This window comes from Nocardioides marinus (genome assembly GCF_013408145.1).
Lineage (GTDB): Bacteria > Actinomycetota > Actinomycetes > Propionibacteriales > Nocardioidaceae > Nocardioides > Nocardioides marinus.
In genome coordinates, this window is sequence record NZ_JACBZI010000001.1 from 1992854 (window position 1) to 2008009 (window position 15156).

15 protein-coding genes and 1 riboswitch are annotated in these 15156 nt (G+C 72.2%); of the genes, 3 read left to right on the forward strand and 12 right to left on the reverse strand.

Annotated features, from left to right (window positions below; genetic code table 11):
• Positions 1-4 precede the first annotated feature (4 nt).
• From BKA05_RS09480 to BKA05_RS09490, 3 genes are all read left to right on the forward strand, one after another.
• Positions 5-1546, forward strand: coding sequence for a TldD/PmbA family protein (locus tag BKA05_RS09480; RefSeq protein WP_179531221.1), 1542 nt, complete (start codon positions 5-7; stop codon positions 1544-1546).
• Positions 1543-2940, forward strand: coding sequence for a metallopeptidase TldD-related protein (locus BKA05_RS09485; protein WP_179531222.1), 1398 nt, complete (start codon positions 1543-1545; stop codon positions 2938-2940). Before BKA05_RS09480 ends, BKA05_RS09485 begins: the two co-directional genes overlap by 4 nt.
• Positions 2941-3022: 82 nt before the next feature.
• Entirely contained in the window at positions 3023-3574 is a 552-nt protein-coding gene (locus BKA05_RS09490) for a hypothetical protein (protein ID WP_179531223.1), read from the forward strand.
• Positions 3575-3590: 16 nt separating this feature from the next.
• Here BKA05_RS09490 and gcvP read toward each other — a convergent pair whose 3' ends face one another.
• The 12 genes from gcvP to BKA05_RS09550 form a co-directional block, all read right to left on the reverse strand.
• Positions 3591-6362: an aminomethyl-transferring glycine dehydrogenase gene (gene gcvP / locus BKA05_RS09495; protein WP_246290162.1), complete on the reverse strand. Its 2772-nt coding sequence runs from the start codon at positions 6360-6362 to the stop codon at positions 3591-3593.
• Between the two features lie 150 nt (positions 6363-6512).
• Positions 6513-6608, reverse strand: a riboswitch (glycine riboswitch).
• Between the two features lie 41 nt (positions 6609-6649).
• A complete protein-coding gene (locus BKA05_RS09500; RefSeq protein WP_218842796.1) occupies positions 6650-7231 on the reverse strand; it encodes a MerR family transcriptional regulator in 582 nt (193 codons plus the stop codon).
• 344 nt (positions 7232-7575) lie between these two features.
• Positions 7576-8049, reverse strand: a complete 474-nt coding sequence (locus BKA05_RS09505; protein ID WP_179531226.1) for a bifunctional nuclease family protein — start codon at positions 8047-8049, stop codon at positions 7576-7578.
• A 42-nt stretch (positions 8050-8091) separates the two neighbouring features.
• Positions 8092-8787, reverse strand: a complete 696-nt coding sequence (gene ftsR, locus BKA05_RS09510) for a transcriptional regulator FtsR (RefSeq protein WP_179533094.1) — start codon at positions 8785-8787, stop codon at positions 8092-8094.
• A gap of 57 nt (positions 8788-8844) precedes the next feature.
• The gene (locus tag BKA05_RS09515) at positions 8845-9363 is read right to left on the reverse strand and encodes an FHA domain-containing protein (protein ID WP_179531227.1); all 519 of its coding nucleotides are present in this window, start codon (positions 9361-9363) and stop codon (positions 8845-8847) included.
• A 161-nt stretch (positions 9364-9524) separates the two neighbouring features.
• Positions 9525-9908 (reverse strand): glycine cleavage system protein GcvH, encoded by a 384-nt coding sequence (gcvH, locus tag BKA05_RS09520; protein WP_179531228.1) that lies wholly within the window; start codon positions 9906-9908, stop codon positions 9525-9527.
• A 30-nt stretch (positions 9909-9938) separates the two neighbouring features.
• Positions 9939-10736 (reverse strand): DUF881 domain-containing protein, encoded by a 798-nt coding sequence (locus BKA05_RS09525; RefSeq protein ID WP_343045589.1) that lies wholly within the window; start codon positions 10734-10736, stop codon positions 9939-9941.
• Positions 10733-11065: a small basic family protein gene (locus BKA05_RS09530; protein ID WP_179531229.1), complete on the reverse strand. Its 333-nt coding sequence runs from the start codon at positions 11063-11065 to the stop codon at positions 10733-10735. Before BKA05_RS09530 ends, BKA05_RS09525 begins: the two co-directional genes overlap by 4 nt.
• Complete coding sequence (locus BKA05_RS09535) at positions 11062-11934, reverse strand: DUF881 domain-containing protein (RefSeq protein WP_179531230.1); 873 nt, start codon at positions 11932-11934, stop codon at positions 11062-11064. The genes BKA05_RS09530 and BKA05_RS09535 overlap by 4 nt, the downstream gene beginning before the upstream one ends.
• Positions 11935-11937: 3 nt before the next feature.
• A complete protein-coding gene (clsA, locus tag BKA05_RS09540; protein ID WP_343045590.1) occupies positions 11938-12570 on the reverse strand; it encodes a cardiolipin synthase ClsA in 633 nt (210 codons plus the stop codon).
• Between the two features lie 10 nt (positions 12571-12580).
• The gene (locus tag BKA05_RS09545) at positions 12581-13654 is read right to left on the reverse strand and encodes a hemolysin family protein (RefSeq protein ID WP_179531231.1); all 1074 of its coding nucleotides are present in this window, start codon (positions 13652-13654) and stop codon (positions 12581-12583) included.
• A complete protein-coding gene (locus BKA05_RS09550) occupies positions 13651-15006 on the reverse strand; it encodes a hemolysin family protein (protein WP_179531232.1) in 1356 nt (451 codons plus the stop codon). Before BKA05_RS09550 ends, BKA05_RS09545 begins: the two co-directional genes overlap by 4 nt.
• Positions 15007-15156 lie beyond the last annotated feature (150 nt).

Below are 15156 nucleotides of genomic sequence, written 5' to 3' on the forward strand. Positions count from 1 at the left end.
GGCCATGAGCCGCCCCGAGGTCGATCCGACCTTCCTCGCGCTCCCCTTCCGCCACCTCGGCGAGGTCGCCCTCGCCCGGGCCACGGAGCTGGGCGCCACCCACGCCGACTTCCGCTTCGAGCGCGTGCGCTACCAGCACCTGCGCGCCCGCGACGAGGTCCTGCAGTCCGCCTCCGACGTCGAGGACCTCGGCTTCGCGGTCCGCGTCATCCACTGCGGCGCCTGGGGGTTCGCCTCCGGCGTCGTGCTCAGTCCAGACGAGGCCCGCCGGGTCGCGGAGACCGCGATCGCCGTCGCCGAGGTCGCCGCGACGATGACGACCACGCCGGTCGAGATCGCCCCCGAGCCGGTCCACGCCGATGTCACCTGGGTCTCGGCGTACGACGTGAACCCGCTCGAGGTCGCCACCGCCGACAAGGCCGCGGTCCTCACCGACTGGACCCGTCGGCTGCGCACCGGCGCCGCCGTCGACCACGCCACCGCCTTCGTGATGGCCGTGCAGGAGAACAAGTACTACGTCGACACCGCCGGCACCTCCACCACCCAGCAGCGGGTGCGCATGCAGCCGGGCTTCGAGGCGATGGGCACCGGTGCCGACACCTTCGACTCGATGGCCTCGATCGCCCCGCCCGTGGGCCGGGGCTGGGAGTACGTCGCCGGCAGCACCGCCCAGGGCGCCTGGGACTGGGACGCCGAGCTCGCCGAGGTCCCCGAGCTGCTCGCCGAGAAGCTCAAGGCCCCCAGCGTCGAGCCCGGCTCCTACGACCTGGTCATCCACCCCTCCAACCTGTGGCTGACCATCCACGAGTCGATCGGTCACGCCACCGAGCTCGACCGCGCGCTGGGCTACGAGGCCAACTACGCCGGCACCTCCTTCGCCACCTACGACAAGCTCGGCTCCCTGCAGTACGGCACCCCGGTCATGAACGTCACCGGTGACCGCACTCACCCGCACGGCCTGGCCACCGTCGGCTACGACGACGAGGGTGTGGAGGCCCAGTCGTGGGACATCGTCCGCGACGGGGTGCTCGTCGGCTACCAGCTCGACCGGCCGATGGCCGCGATGAAGCCCGAGCTCGCCGGACCCGACCACCCGCAGGGCCGCTCCAACGGCTGCGCGTACGCCGACTCCCCCGGCCACATCCCGATCCAGCGGATGGCCAACGTCTCCCTGCAGCCGGCCGCCGACGGTCCCGGCACCGACGAGCTCATCGGCCGGGTCGAGCGCGGTCTCTACGTCGTGGGCGACAAGTCGTGGAGCATCGACATGCAGCGCTTCAACTTCCAGTTCACCGGGCAGCGGTTCTACGCGATCCGCGACGGCGAGCTGACCGGGCAGGTGCGCGACGTGGCCTACCAGGCGACCACCACCGACTTCTGGGGCTCGATGGAGGCCGTCGGCGGGCCGCAGACCTGGGTGCTCGGCGGTGCCTTCAACTGCGGCAAGGCCCAGCCCGGCCAGGTGGCCGCCGTCAGCCACGGCTGCCCGACCGCGCTGTTCCGCGGCGTGAACATCCTCAACACCACCCAGGAGGGCGGCCAGTGAGCAGCCAGCAGGTCACCCCGCAGAGCCTGGTCGAGCAGGGACTGCACGCCACGGTCTCCGACGACTGCACGGTGATCGTCCGCGACTCGACCAGCGCCAACCTGCGCTGGGCCAACAACACGCTGACCACCAACGGCGTCATGCACGGCATGGACGTCTCGGTGGTCTCCTTCGTGCGCGGCAGCCAGGGCGTGCAGGTCGGCACCGTCTCGGGCAGCGCCGCCTCCCAGGCGCAGGTCACCGAGCTGGTGCGGGCCGCCGACGCGGCCGCGCGCGCGGCCTCCCCTGCCGAGGACGCCGCCGACCTGGTGCGCGACCGGGTCAGCCCCGACTGGGACGAGTCCCCCGTCCCCACCGACATCCACGTCTACGACGTCTTCGCCCCCGCCCTCGGGGAGGCGTTCGGCCGGTCGACGGCCGCCGACCGGGTGCTCTACGGCTTCGTCAGCCACGAGATCACCACGACCTACCTCGGCTCCACCACCGGGCTGCGGCTGCGCCACGTCCAGCCCACCGGCCACTACGGCTGTACCGGCAAGGACTCCGCCCTCACCCAGTCGGCGTGGGTCGGCGGTGCCACCCGCGACTTCAGCGACGTCGACGCGCTGGCGATGGAGGCCGAGCTCGAGCAGCGCCTCGGCTGGGGCGAGCGGCGCGTCGACCTGCCCGCCGGTCGCTACGACACGATCCTGCCGCCCAGCGCCGTGGCGGACCTGATGATCGACGCCTACTGGTACGCCGGGGCGCGAGCCGCCCACGAGGGGCAATCGGTCTACTCGCGCCGCGGCGGCGGGACCCGGCTGGGCGAGCGTCTCGCCGCCCCCGGAGTCCGGCTCTTCTCCGATCCCGCCCACCCCGGGCTCGGGTGCATGCCCTTCGCGGCCACCGGCTCCTCCGACGACGAGCGCTCTGTCTTCGACAACGGGCTGGCCCTCGGCTCGACCGACTGGATCCGCGACGGCGAGCTGACCTCGCTGGTGCAGACCCGGCAGACGGCCGCGATGACCGGCCAGCCGGTCACGCCGTACGTCGACAACCTGGTGCTCGAGGTCGACGGCGGCACCGGCGACGTCATGGACCTCGTGCGGGGCACCGAGCGTGGTCTGCTGGTGACCTGCCTGTGGTACATCCGCGAGGTCGACCCGCAGTCGTTGCTGCTGACCGGGCTGACCCGCGACGGGGTCTACCTCGTGGAGGACGGCGAGATCACGGGCCTGGTCAACAACTTCCGGTGGAACGAGAGCCCGGTCGACCTGCTGCGCCGCTTCTCCCACGCCTCGTCGACCGTGCCCAGCTTCAGCCGCGAGTGGGGCGACGACTACTTCAGCCGCACCGCCACCCCGGCGCTGCGGGTGCCGGACTTCAACATGTCCAGCGTCTCCCAGGCCCGCTGAAGATCTTCACGCGCCGGTGCAACCGCACCGGACGCTGCGGCGTACTCCTGTCGACATCACATCTCACCAGGAGAAGCCCAGCATGCGCACCGTCCCCGGCCACGCGGCCACCACCCTGCTCACCACCACCCTGCTCGGCGCCGGCCTGCTCACCGGCAGCCTGGCCGCCGGCGCGGCCGCGGTCACGGCCGAGCCGACGCAGACCACCACCACGACCCACGAGCGCGGCCACGTGCTGGAGTGCACCGGCACCTGGCGCACCCGGCCGGTCTTCGCCTCCGTCTACGAGAACAGCGAGTTCGGCCACGAGGTCTTCGTCCACGTCGGTGACGACGGCGACGAGGTCGGCGCCACCCGCCGCCCCACGACCCCGATGATCGAGGACGGCGAGGTCGCCGCCTGGGTCCGGCTCGACGGCCGCCGGGCGCGCCTCACCGGGACGGCCGAGCGGTTCGGCAAGCGGATCGCGGTGCACGAGGAGTTCGACGACGCCGGCCAGCACGTCGTCGTGGACGGCTTCCACAAGCGCCTCGACGCCACGCTCACCATGACGTGGCGCAAGAAGACGGTGCCGCTGAGCTGCGACACCGCCTTCCGTTACGACCTGACGGTGGAGAAGACCCCCGTCGAGTGACCCGTCGACCGGGACCTCAGTCGGCGAAGGCCTCCAGCGGCGGGCAGGCGCACACGAGGTTCCGGTCGCCGTAGGCCTGGTCGATGCGGGCCACGGGCGGCCAGTACTTGTCCGGGTCGATGCCGGTCGGGAAGACCGCCAGCTCACGGGAGTAGGGCCGGTCCCACTCCCCGACGAGGGCGCGGGAGGTGTGGGGGGCTCGTCTCAGCGGCGAGTCCTCCGCACTCCACTCCCCCGCGGCCACCCGGTCGACCTCGCCCTTGATCGCGATCATCGCGTCGCAGAACCGGTCGATCTCCCCGAGGTCCTCGGACTCGGTGGGCTCGACCATCAGCGTGCCGGCGACCGGGAAGGACATCGTCGGCGCGTGGAAGCCGTAGTCGACCAGGCGCTTGGCCACGTCGTCGACGGTGACACCGGTGTCCTTGGTGATGCCGCGGACGTCGAGGATGCACTCGTGGGCCACCAGCCCGTTGTGCCCTCGGTAGAGCACCGGGAAGTGCTCGTCGAGCCGCGCGGCGACGTAGTTGGCCGCCAGCACCGCCGTCGCGGTGGCCCGGGTCAGGCCCTCGGCACCCATCATCCGCACGTAGGCCCACGAGATCGGCAGGATCCCCGCCGAGCCGTAGGGCGCGGCCGAGATCGGGCCGATGCCGCTGCGACGCTCGGGGTCGGGGTGCATCCCGTGCGAGGGGAGGTACGGCGCCAGGTGGGCGCGCACGGCCACCGGGCCGACACCCGGGCCGCCGCCGCCGTGGGGGATGCAGAAGGTCTTGTGCAGGTTCAGGTGCGAGACGTCACCGCCGAACTCACCGGGTCGGGCGTACCCGAGCAGCGCGTTGAGGTTGGCGCCGTCGACGTACACCTGCCCCCCGTGGTCGTGGACGATCTTGCACAGCTCGGTGATCCCCTCCTCGTAGGCGCCGTGCGTCGAGGGGTAGGTCACCATGATCGCGGCCAGCGTCTCGGCGTGCTTCTCGCACTGCGCGCGCAGGTCGTCGAGGTCGACCGAGCCGTCGTCGGTCGACTTGACGACGACGACGCGCATCCCGGCCATCACCGCGGAGGCGGCGTTCGTCCCGTGGGCCGAGCTCGGGATCAGGCAGACGTCGCGCTGGGAGTCGCCGTTGCCGAGGTGGTACCCGCGGATCGCCAGCAGGCCGGCGAGCTCGCCCTGGGAGCCGGCGTTCGGCTGGATCGAGACGCGGTCATAGCCGGTCACCTCGGCCAGCCAGCCTTCGAGGGTGGAGACCAGCTCGTGGTAGCCCTCGGCGTCCTTGGCCGGGACGAACGGGTGCAGATCGGCGAAGCCGGGCAGGGAGACCGGCTCCATCTCGGTGGTGGCGTTGAGCTTCATCGTGCACGACCCGAGCGGGATCATCCCGCGGTCCAGGGCGTAGTCGCGCCCCGAGAGCCGGCGCAGGTAGCGCAGCATCTGGGTCTCGGAACGGTGCCCGTGGAAGGTCTCGTGCGTGAGGTACTCGGTGGTCCGCGCCAGCTCCGCCGGCAGCGCGTCGACGGGCTCGACCTCGCCGGGCGTGACGCCGAACGCGGCGTGCAGCGCGCGCAGGGTGCCGGCCGTGCTGACCTCGGAGAACGACAGGCCCACCGTGTCGGCGTCGACCCGCAGCAGGTGCAGGTCCTCGGCGCGTGCGGCAGCCACCACCTCGTCGGCCCGGCCGGGCACCGCGACCCGGATCGTGTCGAAGAACTGCTCAGTGAGCACCTCGAGCCCGGCGCGGCGCAGCGAGGCGGCCGCGCGCGCGGCGAGGCCGTGGGTGCGCTGCGCGATCGCGCGCAGCCCGTTGGGACCGTGGTAGACGGCGTACATCCCGGCGACGACGGCCAGCAGCACCTGGGCGGTGCAGATGTTGGAGGTCGCCTTGTCACGGCGGATGTGCTGCTCACGGGTCTGCAGCGCCAGGCGGTACGCCGGGCGACCCTCGGCGTCGACCGAGACCCCGACCAGGCGGCCGGGCAGGTGCCGCTCCAGGCCCTCCTTGACCGACATGAACCCGGCGTGGGGACCACCGTGGAACAGCGGGACCCCGAAACGCTGCGAGGAGCCGACCGCGATGTCGGCGCCGAGCTCGCCCGGCGACTCCAGCAGGGTCAGCGCGAGCAGGTCGGCGGCGACGACCGCGAGCCCGCCGCGCTCGTGCACGGCCTCGATGGCCGGGCGGGGGTCGCGGACCGCCCCGGAGGCGCCCGGGTACTGCACCAGCACGCCGCACACCTGCTCCAGCTCTGCCGGGAGACCGGCGGAGACGTCGGCGACGACGACCTCGATGCCCATCGCCTCGGCGCGGGTGCGGACCACCTCGATGGTCTGCGGCAGCGCGTCGGCGTCGACGACGAAGGGTCCGGCGGCCTTACGGTTGGCCCGCCGCACCAGCGTCATCGCCTCGGCGGCGGCAGTGCCCTCGTCCAGCAGCGAGGCGTTGGCGGTCGGCAGGCCGGTCAGGTCGCCGATCACAGTCTGGAAGTTGATCAGCGCCTCGAGCCGGCCCTGGGAGATCTCGGGCTGGTACGGCGTGTACGCGGTGTACCAGCTGGGGTCCTCGAGCACGTTGCGCCGGATCACCGGCGGGGTGATCGTGCCGTGGTAGCCCAGCCCGATCATCGGCTCGGCCGGCCGGTTGCGGGCGGCGAGCTCGCGCAGCTCCTGGGCCACTCGGGCCTCGGTGGCGGGCTCGGGGAGGCCCAGCGAGGCAGCCGAACGGATGCCGCCGGGCACCGCGGCCGACATCAGGGCCTCGAGGGAGTCGAATCCGAGGCGGGCCAGCATGGCCTCGACGTCGGCGGGACGGGGGCCGATGTGGCGATCGGCGAACGGCACGGATGACACGGGGTCGGGGCTCCTCGGGGCGGTGGACGTCCGGGTGCCTCCCCCTCTGTCACGTCCGTCCGTCACCGGACGGGGTCGCTCCAGAGTTGCCTGGCCCACGCGGTCCGGTGGCCTGAGAGGTTCCGGGGAGGAATTGCCCCTTCGGCGCCCCCTGCGGTGGCAGAGGGACTCTCCCGTGCGGGATGTGCAGCGGGGAGGAATCTACCAGCCCCCGCGAGGGTGCGGGCTCAGCCCGCGCTGCGTGCCGCGCGCCGGGCCGCGAGCTCGTCGCCGGCGGTGCTCGCCGCGGCGTCGTCCTCGGCGGTGCGCTCGGAGGGCAGCTCGGCGAGGGTGCCCTCGATCTCGCGCCACACACCGCCGATGGCGATGCCGAAGACGCCCTGTCCGCCCTGGAGCAGGTCGATGACCTCGTCGTTGGAGGTGCACTCGTAGACCGAGGCCCCGTCGCTCATCAACGTCACGCGGGTGAGGTCGTCGGTGCCGCGCTCGCGCAGGTGCGAGACCGCGGTGCGGATCTGCTGCAGCGAGATGCCGGCGTCGAGCAGTCGCTTGATCACCTTGAGGATCAAGATGTCGCGGAAGGAGTAGAGGCGCTGGGAGCCCGAGCCCTTGGCGCCGCGCACGGTGGGCTCGACCAGGCCGGTGCGGGCCCAGTAGTCGAGCTGGCGGTAGGTGATGCCCGCGGCGTTGCAGGCCGTGGGCCCGCGGTAGCCGAGGTCGCTGGGCAGCGGCGAGACGTCGTCGGTGAAGAGGAGTCCCTGCTCGTCGGCTGCCTCGGCCGCGCGTGCGACGTCGACGCCTGTGCGCAGCTCCTGCTCGTGCTCGTTCACGCGGGTCCTCCGGTGTCTACTCCGTTCACCGTAACTCCCAGGGGGAAGACGTCGCAGGCGTTCCCGGGCGGGAGGACCACAACGGTGGAGTTACAACAGAGACGGTTCACCGTAAGCCCGCCCACCGACAGGGTCAAAGACTCTCGCGGCGTGTCGAACCCTCAACCTGAGACTGAGACTTCCCGCCGAACCGGCGTATTGATACGCCGGCTCGGCGTACGCAACGGGTCGAACCGGCGTATTGATACGCCGGCTCGGCGTACGCAACGGGTCGAACCGGCGCAGACGTCCGGGAGGACGCGCCGGCTCGGCGTGGAGGCGCCTCAGTCCGAGGGGGCCTCGAAGTCCTCGGGCGTGACGTGGTCGAGGAACTCGCGGAACTTCTCCACCTCGTCCTCCTGCTCGGCCGGGACGGCCAGGCCGGCCTCGTCGAGCACCTCCTCGGCGCACACGATGCGTGACCCCGTGCGCAGGGCGAGGGCGATGGAGTCCGAGGGACGGGCGGAGACCTCGGCACCGGAGGCCAGGACCAGCGTCGCGAAGAACACCCCGTCCTTGACGTCGGTGATCCGGACCTCCTCCAACGCGTTGTCGGTCGCCTCGAGCACGTCCTTGAGCAGGTCGTGGGTCAGCGGCCGCGGCGGCGTCACCCCCTGCTGGGCGAAGGCGATGGCCGTGGCCTCGACCGCGCCGATCCAGATCGGCAGGTAGCGGTCGCCCGCCACCTCGCGCAGCAGGACGATCGGCTGGTTCGAGGGCATCTCGACCCGGACTCCCATGACGTCCACCTCACGCATGTCGCCCAGCCTACGCGCCGACCGGCAGCACCACAGGGAGGGTCAGCGCGAGAGACCGGTCTTGACCAGCGTCGCGTGCAGCCGGACCGACAACGCGGCGATCTCGGAGGCTGCATCGGCGGCGCGCGCGCTGGCCGCCGCGTCGCGGCCACGCTCCAGCGGGGCCACGACCTGCTGGACCAGGCCGACCTCGCGGTCGGCGGCGGCCTTGAAGGCACGCAGGTGGCGCGGCTCGATGCCGAAGTCGGCGAGCTCGCGCGCGGTGCGGGCGACCACGAGGGCGTCGGTGTCGTAGTGGCCGGTCCCCGGGCGCGGGGAGAGCAGGCCGAACTGCTCGAGCTGCTCGAGCAGCTCCTCGGAGACCTCGGCCACCTTCAGCAGCTCCTTGCGCGAGAGCCGCAGGTCGTCGCGGCGACGGAACGACTCCGGGCTCGGCATGCCGTCGGCGGCCAGCGCGACGGTCGGCACCGTGGGCACGACCGGCTCGATCGGGGGCGGCTCCAGCCCCCGGTCGATGGCGTCGAGGTGCTCACCGATCACCTTCAGCGGCAGGTAGTGGTCGCGCTGCATCCGCAGCACGTAGCGCAGTCGGGTGACGTCCTCGGCGGAGAACTTGCGGTAGCCCGCGGGGGTGCGCTCGGGCTTGATCAGCCCCTTGTCCTCCAGGAAGCGGATCTTGGGGATCGTGACACCGGGGAAGTCCGGGCGCAGCTGCTCGAGCACCTGCCCGATGTTCATCCGGGCCGAGCCGGAGGAGTGGGCTCCCGAGGAGGAGGCGGAGCCGGTGGTCACGGCTCAGGCGCCCTCGTGGCCGGAGAAGAAGACCAGGCGGTACTTGCCGACCTGGACCTCGTCCCCGTCCTTGAGCTGGACGGTGTCGATGCGGTCGCGGTTGACGTAGGTGCCGTTGAGGCTGCCCACGTCGGAGACCGTGAACGTCGCACCCTGCCGGTCGAAGACCGCGTGCCGGCGCGAGACGGTGACGTCGTCGAGGAAGATCTCGCTGTCGGGGTGACGGCCCGCGGTCACCTTGTCGGTGTCGAGGAGGAACCGGTTGCCCGACCCGGGACCGCGCTGCACCACGAGCAGGGCGTGACCCACGGGCAGGGCGTCGACGGCCGCGGCGTCCACCGGGTTCAGCTGGCGGTCCGAGGTCTCCACCCGCGGGTCGCCGGCGGCGATGGAGATGGTCGCGGTCGTCTCGCCCCGCGAGGGCTCGTCAGGGGCGTCCGGCGTGACCAGACGGGTGCCGCACTGGGAGCAGAAACGGGCGTCGTCGGGGTTCTGCCGACCACAGGCGGTGCAGAACGGCATCGGGGTCTCCTCGGGTGGTGGACTCGCGTCGCGGGACGCTTCCCAACCCTCACCCCCGAGTGGAGGGTGATGGTGTGGGAGAACCTATCAGCCGAGCCGTCCCGTTCAACTCCGAACGGGGACGACCGGCACCGGGCTGACGAGGAGCCCGCCGGGGGCGCTCAGCCCTCGAGCGAGGCCTCGTAGGTCGCGGCGTCCATCAGGCCCTCGGCGGCCGAGCCGGTCGGTCGGACCTCGAAGAGCCAGCCGCCGCCGTACGGGTCGTTGTTGACCAGCTCGGGGGTCGCGTCGAGCGACTCGTTGCGGGCCACGACCTCACCGGTGACGGGGGCGTAGACGTCGGAGACCGACTTGGTCGACTCCAGCTCGCCGCACGTGCTGCCGGCCTCGACGCTCTCCCCCACCTCGGGCAGGGAGACGTAGACGATGTCACCGAGGGCGTCCTGGGCGTAGTGGGTGATGCCGATGCGCACCGCGCCCTCGTGCTCGCCCGGGGTGCGGACCCACTCGTGCTCCGCGGTGTACTGCAGGTCGTCGGGGTACAAGAGTCTCTCCTGGGGTCGGGTGTCGGCAGGCTACTGCGCGTCCTCGGGCTGTGCGTACTCGGGCTCGACGGCCGCACGGACCGACTCGATGTCCAGCGAGGCCAGCGTCGTGACCTCGACCTCGGCCCCGTCCTCGGCGAGGTCCACGCGCGGGCCCTCCAGGATCGACATCGCCCCGGCCAGCGCGCTGGGGTCCCCGATCACGTCCACGACGTACGGCGAGCTGAGCAGCTCACCGTCGACGACCAGCCCGCCCTCGGCGCTGGTGAACGAGCTCTGCGCCACGAGCCGGACCTGACCGTTGAGCTGCATGGCCTCCGCGGAGGCGATGCGCAGCCCCTGGACCATGTTGAGCATGGTGTCGGCACGCACGCGCCCGGTGACCTCGGTGATCGTGATGCGGATGCCGGGGCCGGTGACCGGGACGAGCCCGGCCAGCACGCTGAGGGTGTCGGCCTCGTTGGTCGCCTGCTGCAGCGCGACCCGCTCGGCGTTGGTGTCGGAGACCAGCTCGTCGCGGGCCTCCTCCAGGCGCGTGATCTCGGCGCGGGCCCGGCGCGAGGCCCCGGCGAGGCCGGAGAGGACGTTGACGAGGTCCTGCTCGCGGTAGCCGGCGTAGGTGGCGTCGTCCTCGGCGGTCTGGACCTGCACGATCGCGGCGAAGGCCACCACCGCCAGCAGCACCGCCACCACGACCTGGCTGCGGCCGGGGTGCAGCAGCGCCTGGCGCAGCCGGCGACGACCGGTGTCCTCCTCGCCCGCGGGCGCGGGGGGCGGGGGCTGCTGCTCGACGGGCTGCTCGTGCTCGGACATCAGGGGTCGGCTCACGCGTGGAAGAGGTGACGTCGGATGGCTGCCACGTTGGAGAAGATGCGGATGCCCAGGACGACGATGACGCCGGTCGAGAGCTGCCCGCCCACGCCGAGCTGGTCGCCCAGCCACACGATCGCCGCGGCGATGACGACGTTGGAGACGAAGGAGACGACGAAGACCTTGTCGTCGAAGATCCCGTCGAGGTAGGCCCGCAGGCCACCGAAGACTGCGTCGAGCGCGGCCACCACCGCGATCGGGAGGTAGGGCTCGAGGGAGAGCGGCACGTCGGGCTGGAGCACGAGACCGAGGACGATCCCGACCAGCAGGCCCAGGGCGGCGATCACGGGGTGCTCTCCTCGGGGTCTCGGGGTCCGTCGTCAGCGGGCAGCGGCTCGGCGTGGCGCAGCGTCCTGGGGGCAGCGGCCGGGAGGACGAGCTCCTCGACGTTGACCATCTCGAAGCCGAACCCGAACCGTGTCACCAGGTCCGCGACCCCGATGCCGCTGTCGCTGGCCAGCAGGTCTGCCTGGAGGGTACGCCGGTCCCCCACCGCGTTCACGACGTAGGGCGAGCGCAGCGGCTGGCTGTTGACGTTGACGACCGTGCCGGAGTTCTCGATGGCCGTGCGGACGGTGAGCCGCTGGCCGCTGATGCTGATCGCCTCGGCGCCGGCCTGCCACAGCCCGTTGACCAGCAGCTGCAGGTCGGTGTCGCGGATGAGCTCTCCGCCGGGCGGGGCGTCGCTCATGGTGATCCGCACGCCCTCCCCGCGCACCGCGATGAAGCCGGTGCGGATCTGCAGGCGTCGCAGCCGGCTCTGGGCCGTGACCTGGTTGGCGGTGGTCGCGGCGAGCAGCCGCTCGGACTCCTCCACCTCCGAGCGCAGTGCCAGGATGCGGTCCTGGAGCTGCTCGACGGTCTCGCGGCGCTCCACGACGCGGGCCACCAGGACGGTGCGGCTGGACTGGGCCTCGTCGGCGCCCTGCGCCGTCTGCACGGCCGCCGTGGCCACCAGCACCCCGAAGACCGCGACCACGATCGCGGCGGTGCGGTGCGGGGCGCCGCGTCGCACGGCCGGCTCCCCCGCCGCAGCCCGGCGGCGGGCCACGTGGGCGTAGTCCTCGTCCATGGACTGGGCGGTGATGAGCGAGAGCAGCGGGGTCGCCGCGCGCGCACGCGGGTCCGGCGCGGTCGGGTGCTCGAGGTCGACCACGGGTCAGCCCGCCGTGCCCGCTGTCCCGGCCGAGCGCGTGCTCCGGGGACGCCGCTCGGTGGTGCGCAGCAGCTTGCGCACCTGCCAGGCGTACAGGAGCCCGGCCCACCAGTAGAGGCCGACGCCCCAGAACGCGTACGCCCAGCCGAAGACCTGCGCCAGGGCCGCCACGGTGCCCTCGCCGTCGCCGAGCAGCAGCAGCGGGAAGGCGTAGAGCAGGTTGAAGGTGGCGGCCTTGCCGAGGAAGTGCACCGGCAGCGCGCTGTAGCCGCGGGTGCGCAGCAGCGGCACCAGCAGCCACATCAGCGCGTCGCGCAGCGGCAGCGACACCGCCAGCCACCACGGGATGACGTCGCGCAGCGCCAGGCCGACCACGACGGCCAGGATGTAGAGGCGGTCCGCGACCGGGTCGAGCACCTGCCCCAGCGCCGAGGTCTGCCCCCACCGGCGGGCCAGCCAGCCGTCGAGCCAGTCGGTGATGCCGGAGACGACCAGCAGGGCCAGCGCCCAGCCGTCCGCCTCGGGTCCCAGCACCAGCCACAGGAAGACCGGCACCCCGGCGAGCCGGATCGCGCTCAGCAGGTTGGGCAGGGTCCACACCCCGGCGTCCACCCCTGCCGTCGCTCGCTCGATCACGCGCAGGACCCTAGCCAATCACAGGTGGTACGACGTCGGACGGCTCGTCGTGGTGCGCCGCGTCGCGGATCTCGCCGACCAGCTCCTCGATGACGTCCTCCAGCGTGGCGAGCCCGACGGTGGTGCCGTCCGGGGTCACGACCCGGGCCATGTGCGCGCCGCGGCGCTGAAGCTGCTCGAGCACGTCGTGCAGCAGGTCCTCGGGCCCCACGGGGGCGAACGGCCGGACCCACTTGTCCTCCACCGGGCGGCTGCGCCGCTCCTCGTCGGGCTCCAGGACGTCCTTGATGTGCAGGTAGCCGAGCAGCTCGCCGTCGTCGGCGGCCACCGGGAAGCGGCTGTAGCCCGTGGCCGAGCACAGCGCCTCGACGTCCGCGGCGCTCGAGCCGCGCGAGACGGTGGTGAGCGAGTCGGGCGAGAGCAGGACGGCGGCGACGGTCTTCTCGGTGAAGCCGAGCGCCCCGGCCAACCGGTCGTACTCGTCGTCCTCGAGCAGCCCCTCCCCACGCGACTCCTCCACGAGCGCGGCGACCTCCTCGCGGGTGTAGGCCGAGGACAGCTCGTCCTTCGGCTCGACCTTGAGCAGCCGCAGCGTGCCGTTGGCGATGGCGTTGAGCGCGACGATGATCGGGCGCAGCACGGTGACCACGCCGAGCATCGGTGGGCCCAGGACGAGGGCCGCGCGGTCCGGTCCGGCGATCGCGATGTTCTTGGGGACCATCTCCCCCAGCACGACGTGCGCGCAGACCACGATCGCCAGCGCGACCACGAAGGCCACCGGGTGCAGCAGGGCCTCGGGGACCCCGGCGCGCTCGAACAACGGCTCGAGCAGGTGGGCCACCGCCGGCTCACCGACGGCACCGAGTCCGACCGAGCAGATGGTGATGCCCAGCTGGGCGCCGGCCATCATGAGCGAGACGTTCTCCATGGCCGTCAAGGTGGTGCGGGCCATCCGGGAACCGGACTGCGCCAGCGGCTCGATCTGGGAGCGGCGGGCGGAGACGAGGGCGAACTCGGCGCCCACGAAGAAGGCGTTGGCCGCCAGCAGCAGCACGGCGATGACCAGGGCGGTGGCGTCGCTCATGAGTCCTCACCCCCGGTCGGGGTGTCGAGCAGTCGCAGGGAGACCCGGTCGACCCGCAGGCCGTCCATGTGCTCGACGGCCAGCACCGCGAGCTGCTCGCGCGGCTCGTCGGGGTCGCTGCGATCGGGCACGGGGACCTCCGCGATGTCGCCGGTCTCGGGCACCTTGCCCAACGAGCGCATGACCAGGCCGCCGACGGTGTCGTAGGACTCGTCCTCGGGCAGCTCGATGCCGGTGAGGTCCTCGACCTCGTCGGGGCGGAGCATGCCGGAGAGGACCCAGCTGCCGTCGCGGCGCTGACGGCCGCGGGAGCCGAGCCGGTCGTGCTCGTCGGAGATGTCGCCGACGATCTCCTCGATGACGTCCTCGAGGGTCACGATGCCCGCGTGGCCGCCGTACTCGTCGAGCACCACGGCCATCTGGAACCCGTCCTCGCGCAGCAGCTGCAGGAGCGGGTCGAGGCGCAAGGAGTCGGGGACGACGATGGGGCGCACCATCAGGTGCTTGACCTTGGTCGTGGTGCGCTCGTGCACCGGCAGCGCCACCGCGTGCTTGACGTGGACCGTGCCCGCGACGTTGTCGTCCTCGTCGAGCACCGGGAACCGCGAGTGGCCGCTGGAACGGGTCAGGTCGATCACCGCCTGGGCACGGTCGTTGAGCTCCAGGGAGAGGGTGCGCATCCGCGGGGTCATGATCTCGCCCGCGGTGCGGGTGCCGAACTCCACGGAGCGCTCCATCAGCTCGGCCGTGTCGGCGTCCAGGGTGCCCTCGTCGGCGGAGCGGGCGATCAACGAGGCCAGCTCGGTCGAGCTGCGCGCGGAGCGCAGCTCCTCCTGCGGCTCGATGCCCAGTCGGCGTACGAGCGCGTTGGCAGCGCCGTTGAGGAAACGGATGGGGTAGGTGTTGACCGCGGTGAACAGCCGCATCGGCCGCTGGGTGGCGCGCGCGGTCGCCAGCGGCAGCGCGATGGCGAAGTTCTTGGGCACCAGCTCGCCGAAGAGCATCGTGAGGATCGTGCTGATGATCAGGCCGAGGGCCAGCGCGATCGGCGTCACGGCGCCGTCCGGCACGCCGGCCGTGGCGAGCGGGTCCTCGATCAGCGAGGAGATCGCCGGCTCGGCGAGGTAGCCGATGCCCAGGTTGGTCAGCGTGATGCCGACCTGGGCGCCGGAGAGCTGGGTCGAGAGCGAGCGCAGCGCGCGCTGCACACCGACCGCGCCGACGTCCCCGTCGGCGGCCAGCTGGTCGACCTTGTTGCGGTCGACGGTGACCAGCGCGAACTCGGCCGCGACGAAGACACCGCAGGCCACGACGAGCAGGAGGGCTGCGAGCAGGAGCAGCAGGGCGGTCATCGCTCTCCCCGGGACGGTCGCTCAGGGGCGACGGTCAGGAAGAGCGGGCGACTTTGGGAGCCGTCCATCGGGGGAGCTCAGGGTCCTTTGCGATCAGGAGCAGATGACCAGCGAAGTGTAGCGGGCGTCGGTGCGCAGCCCTACCGCTCG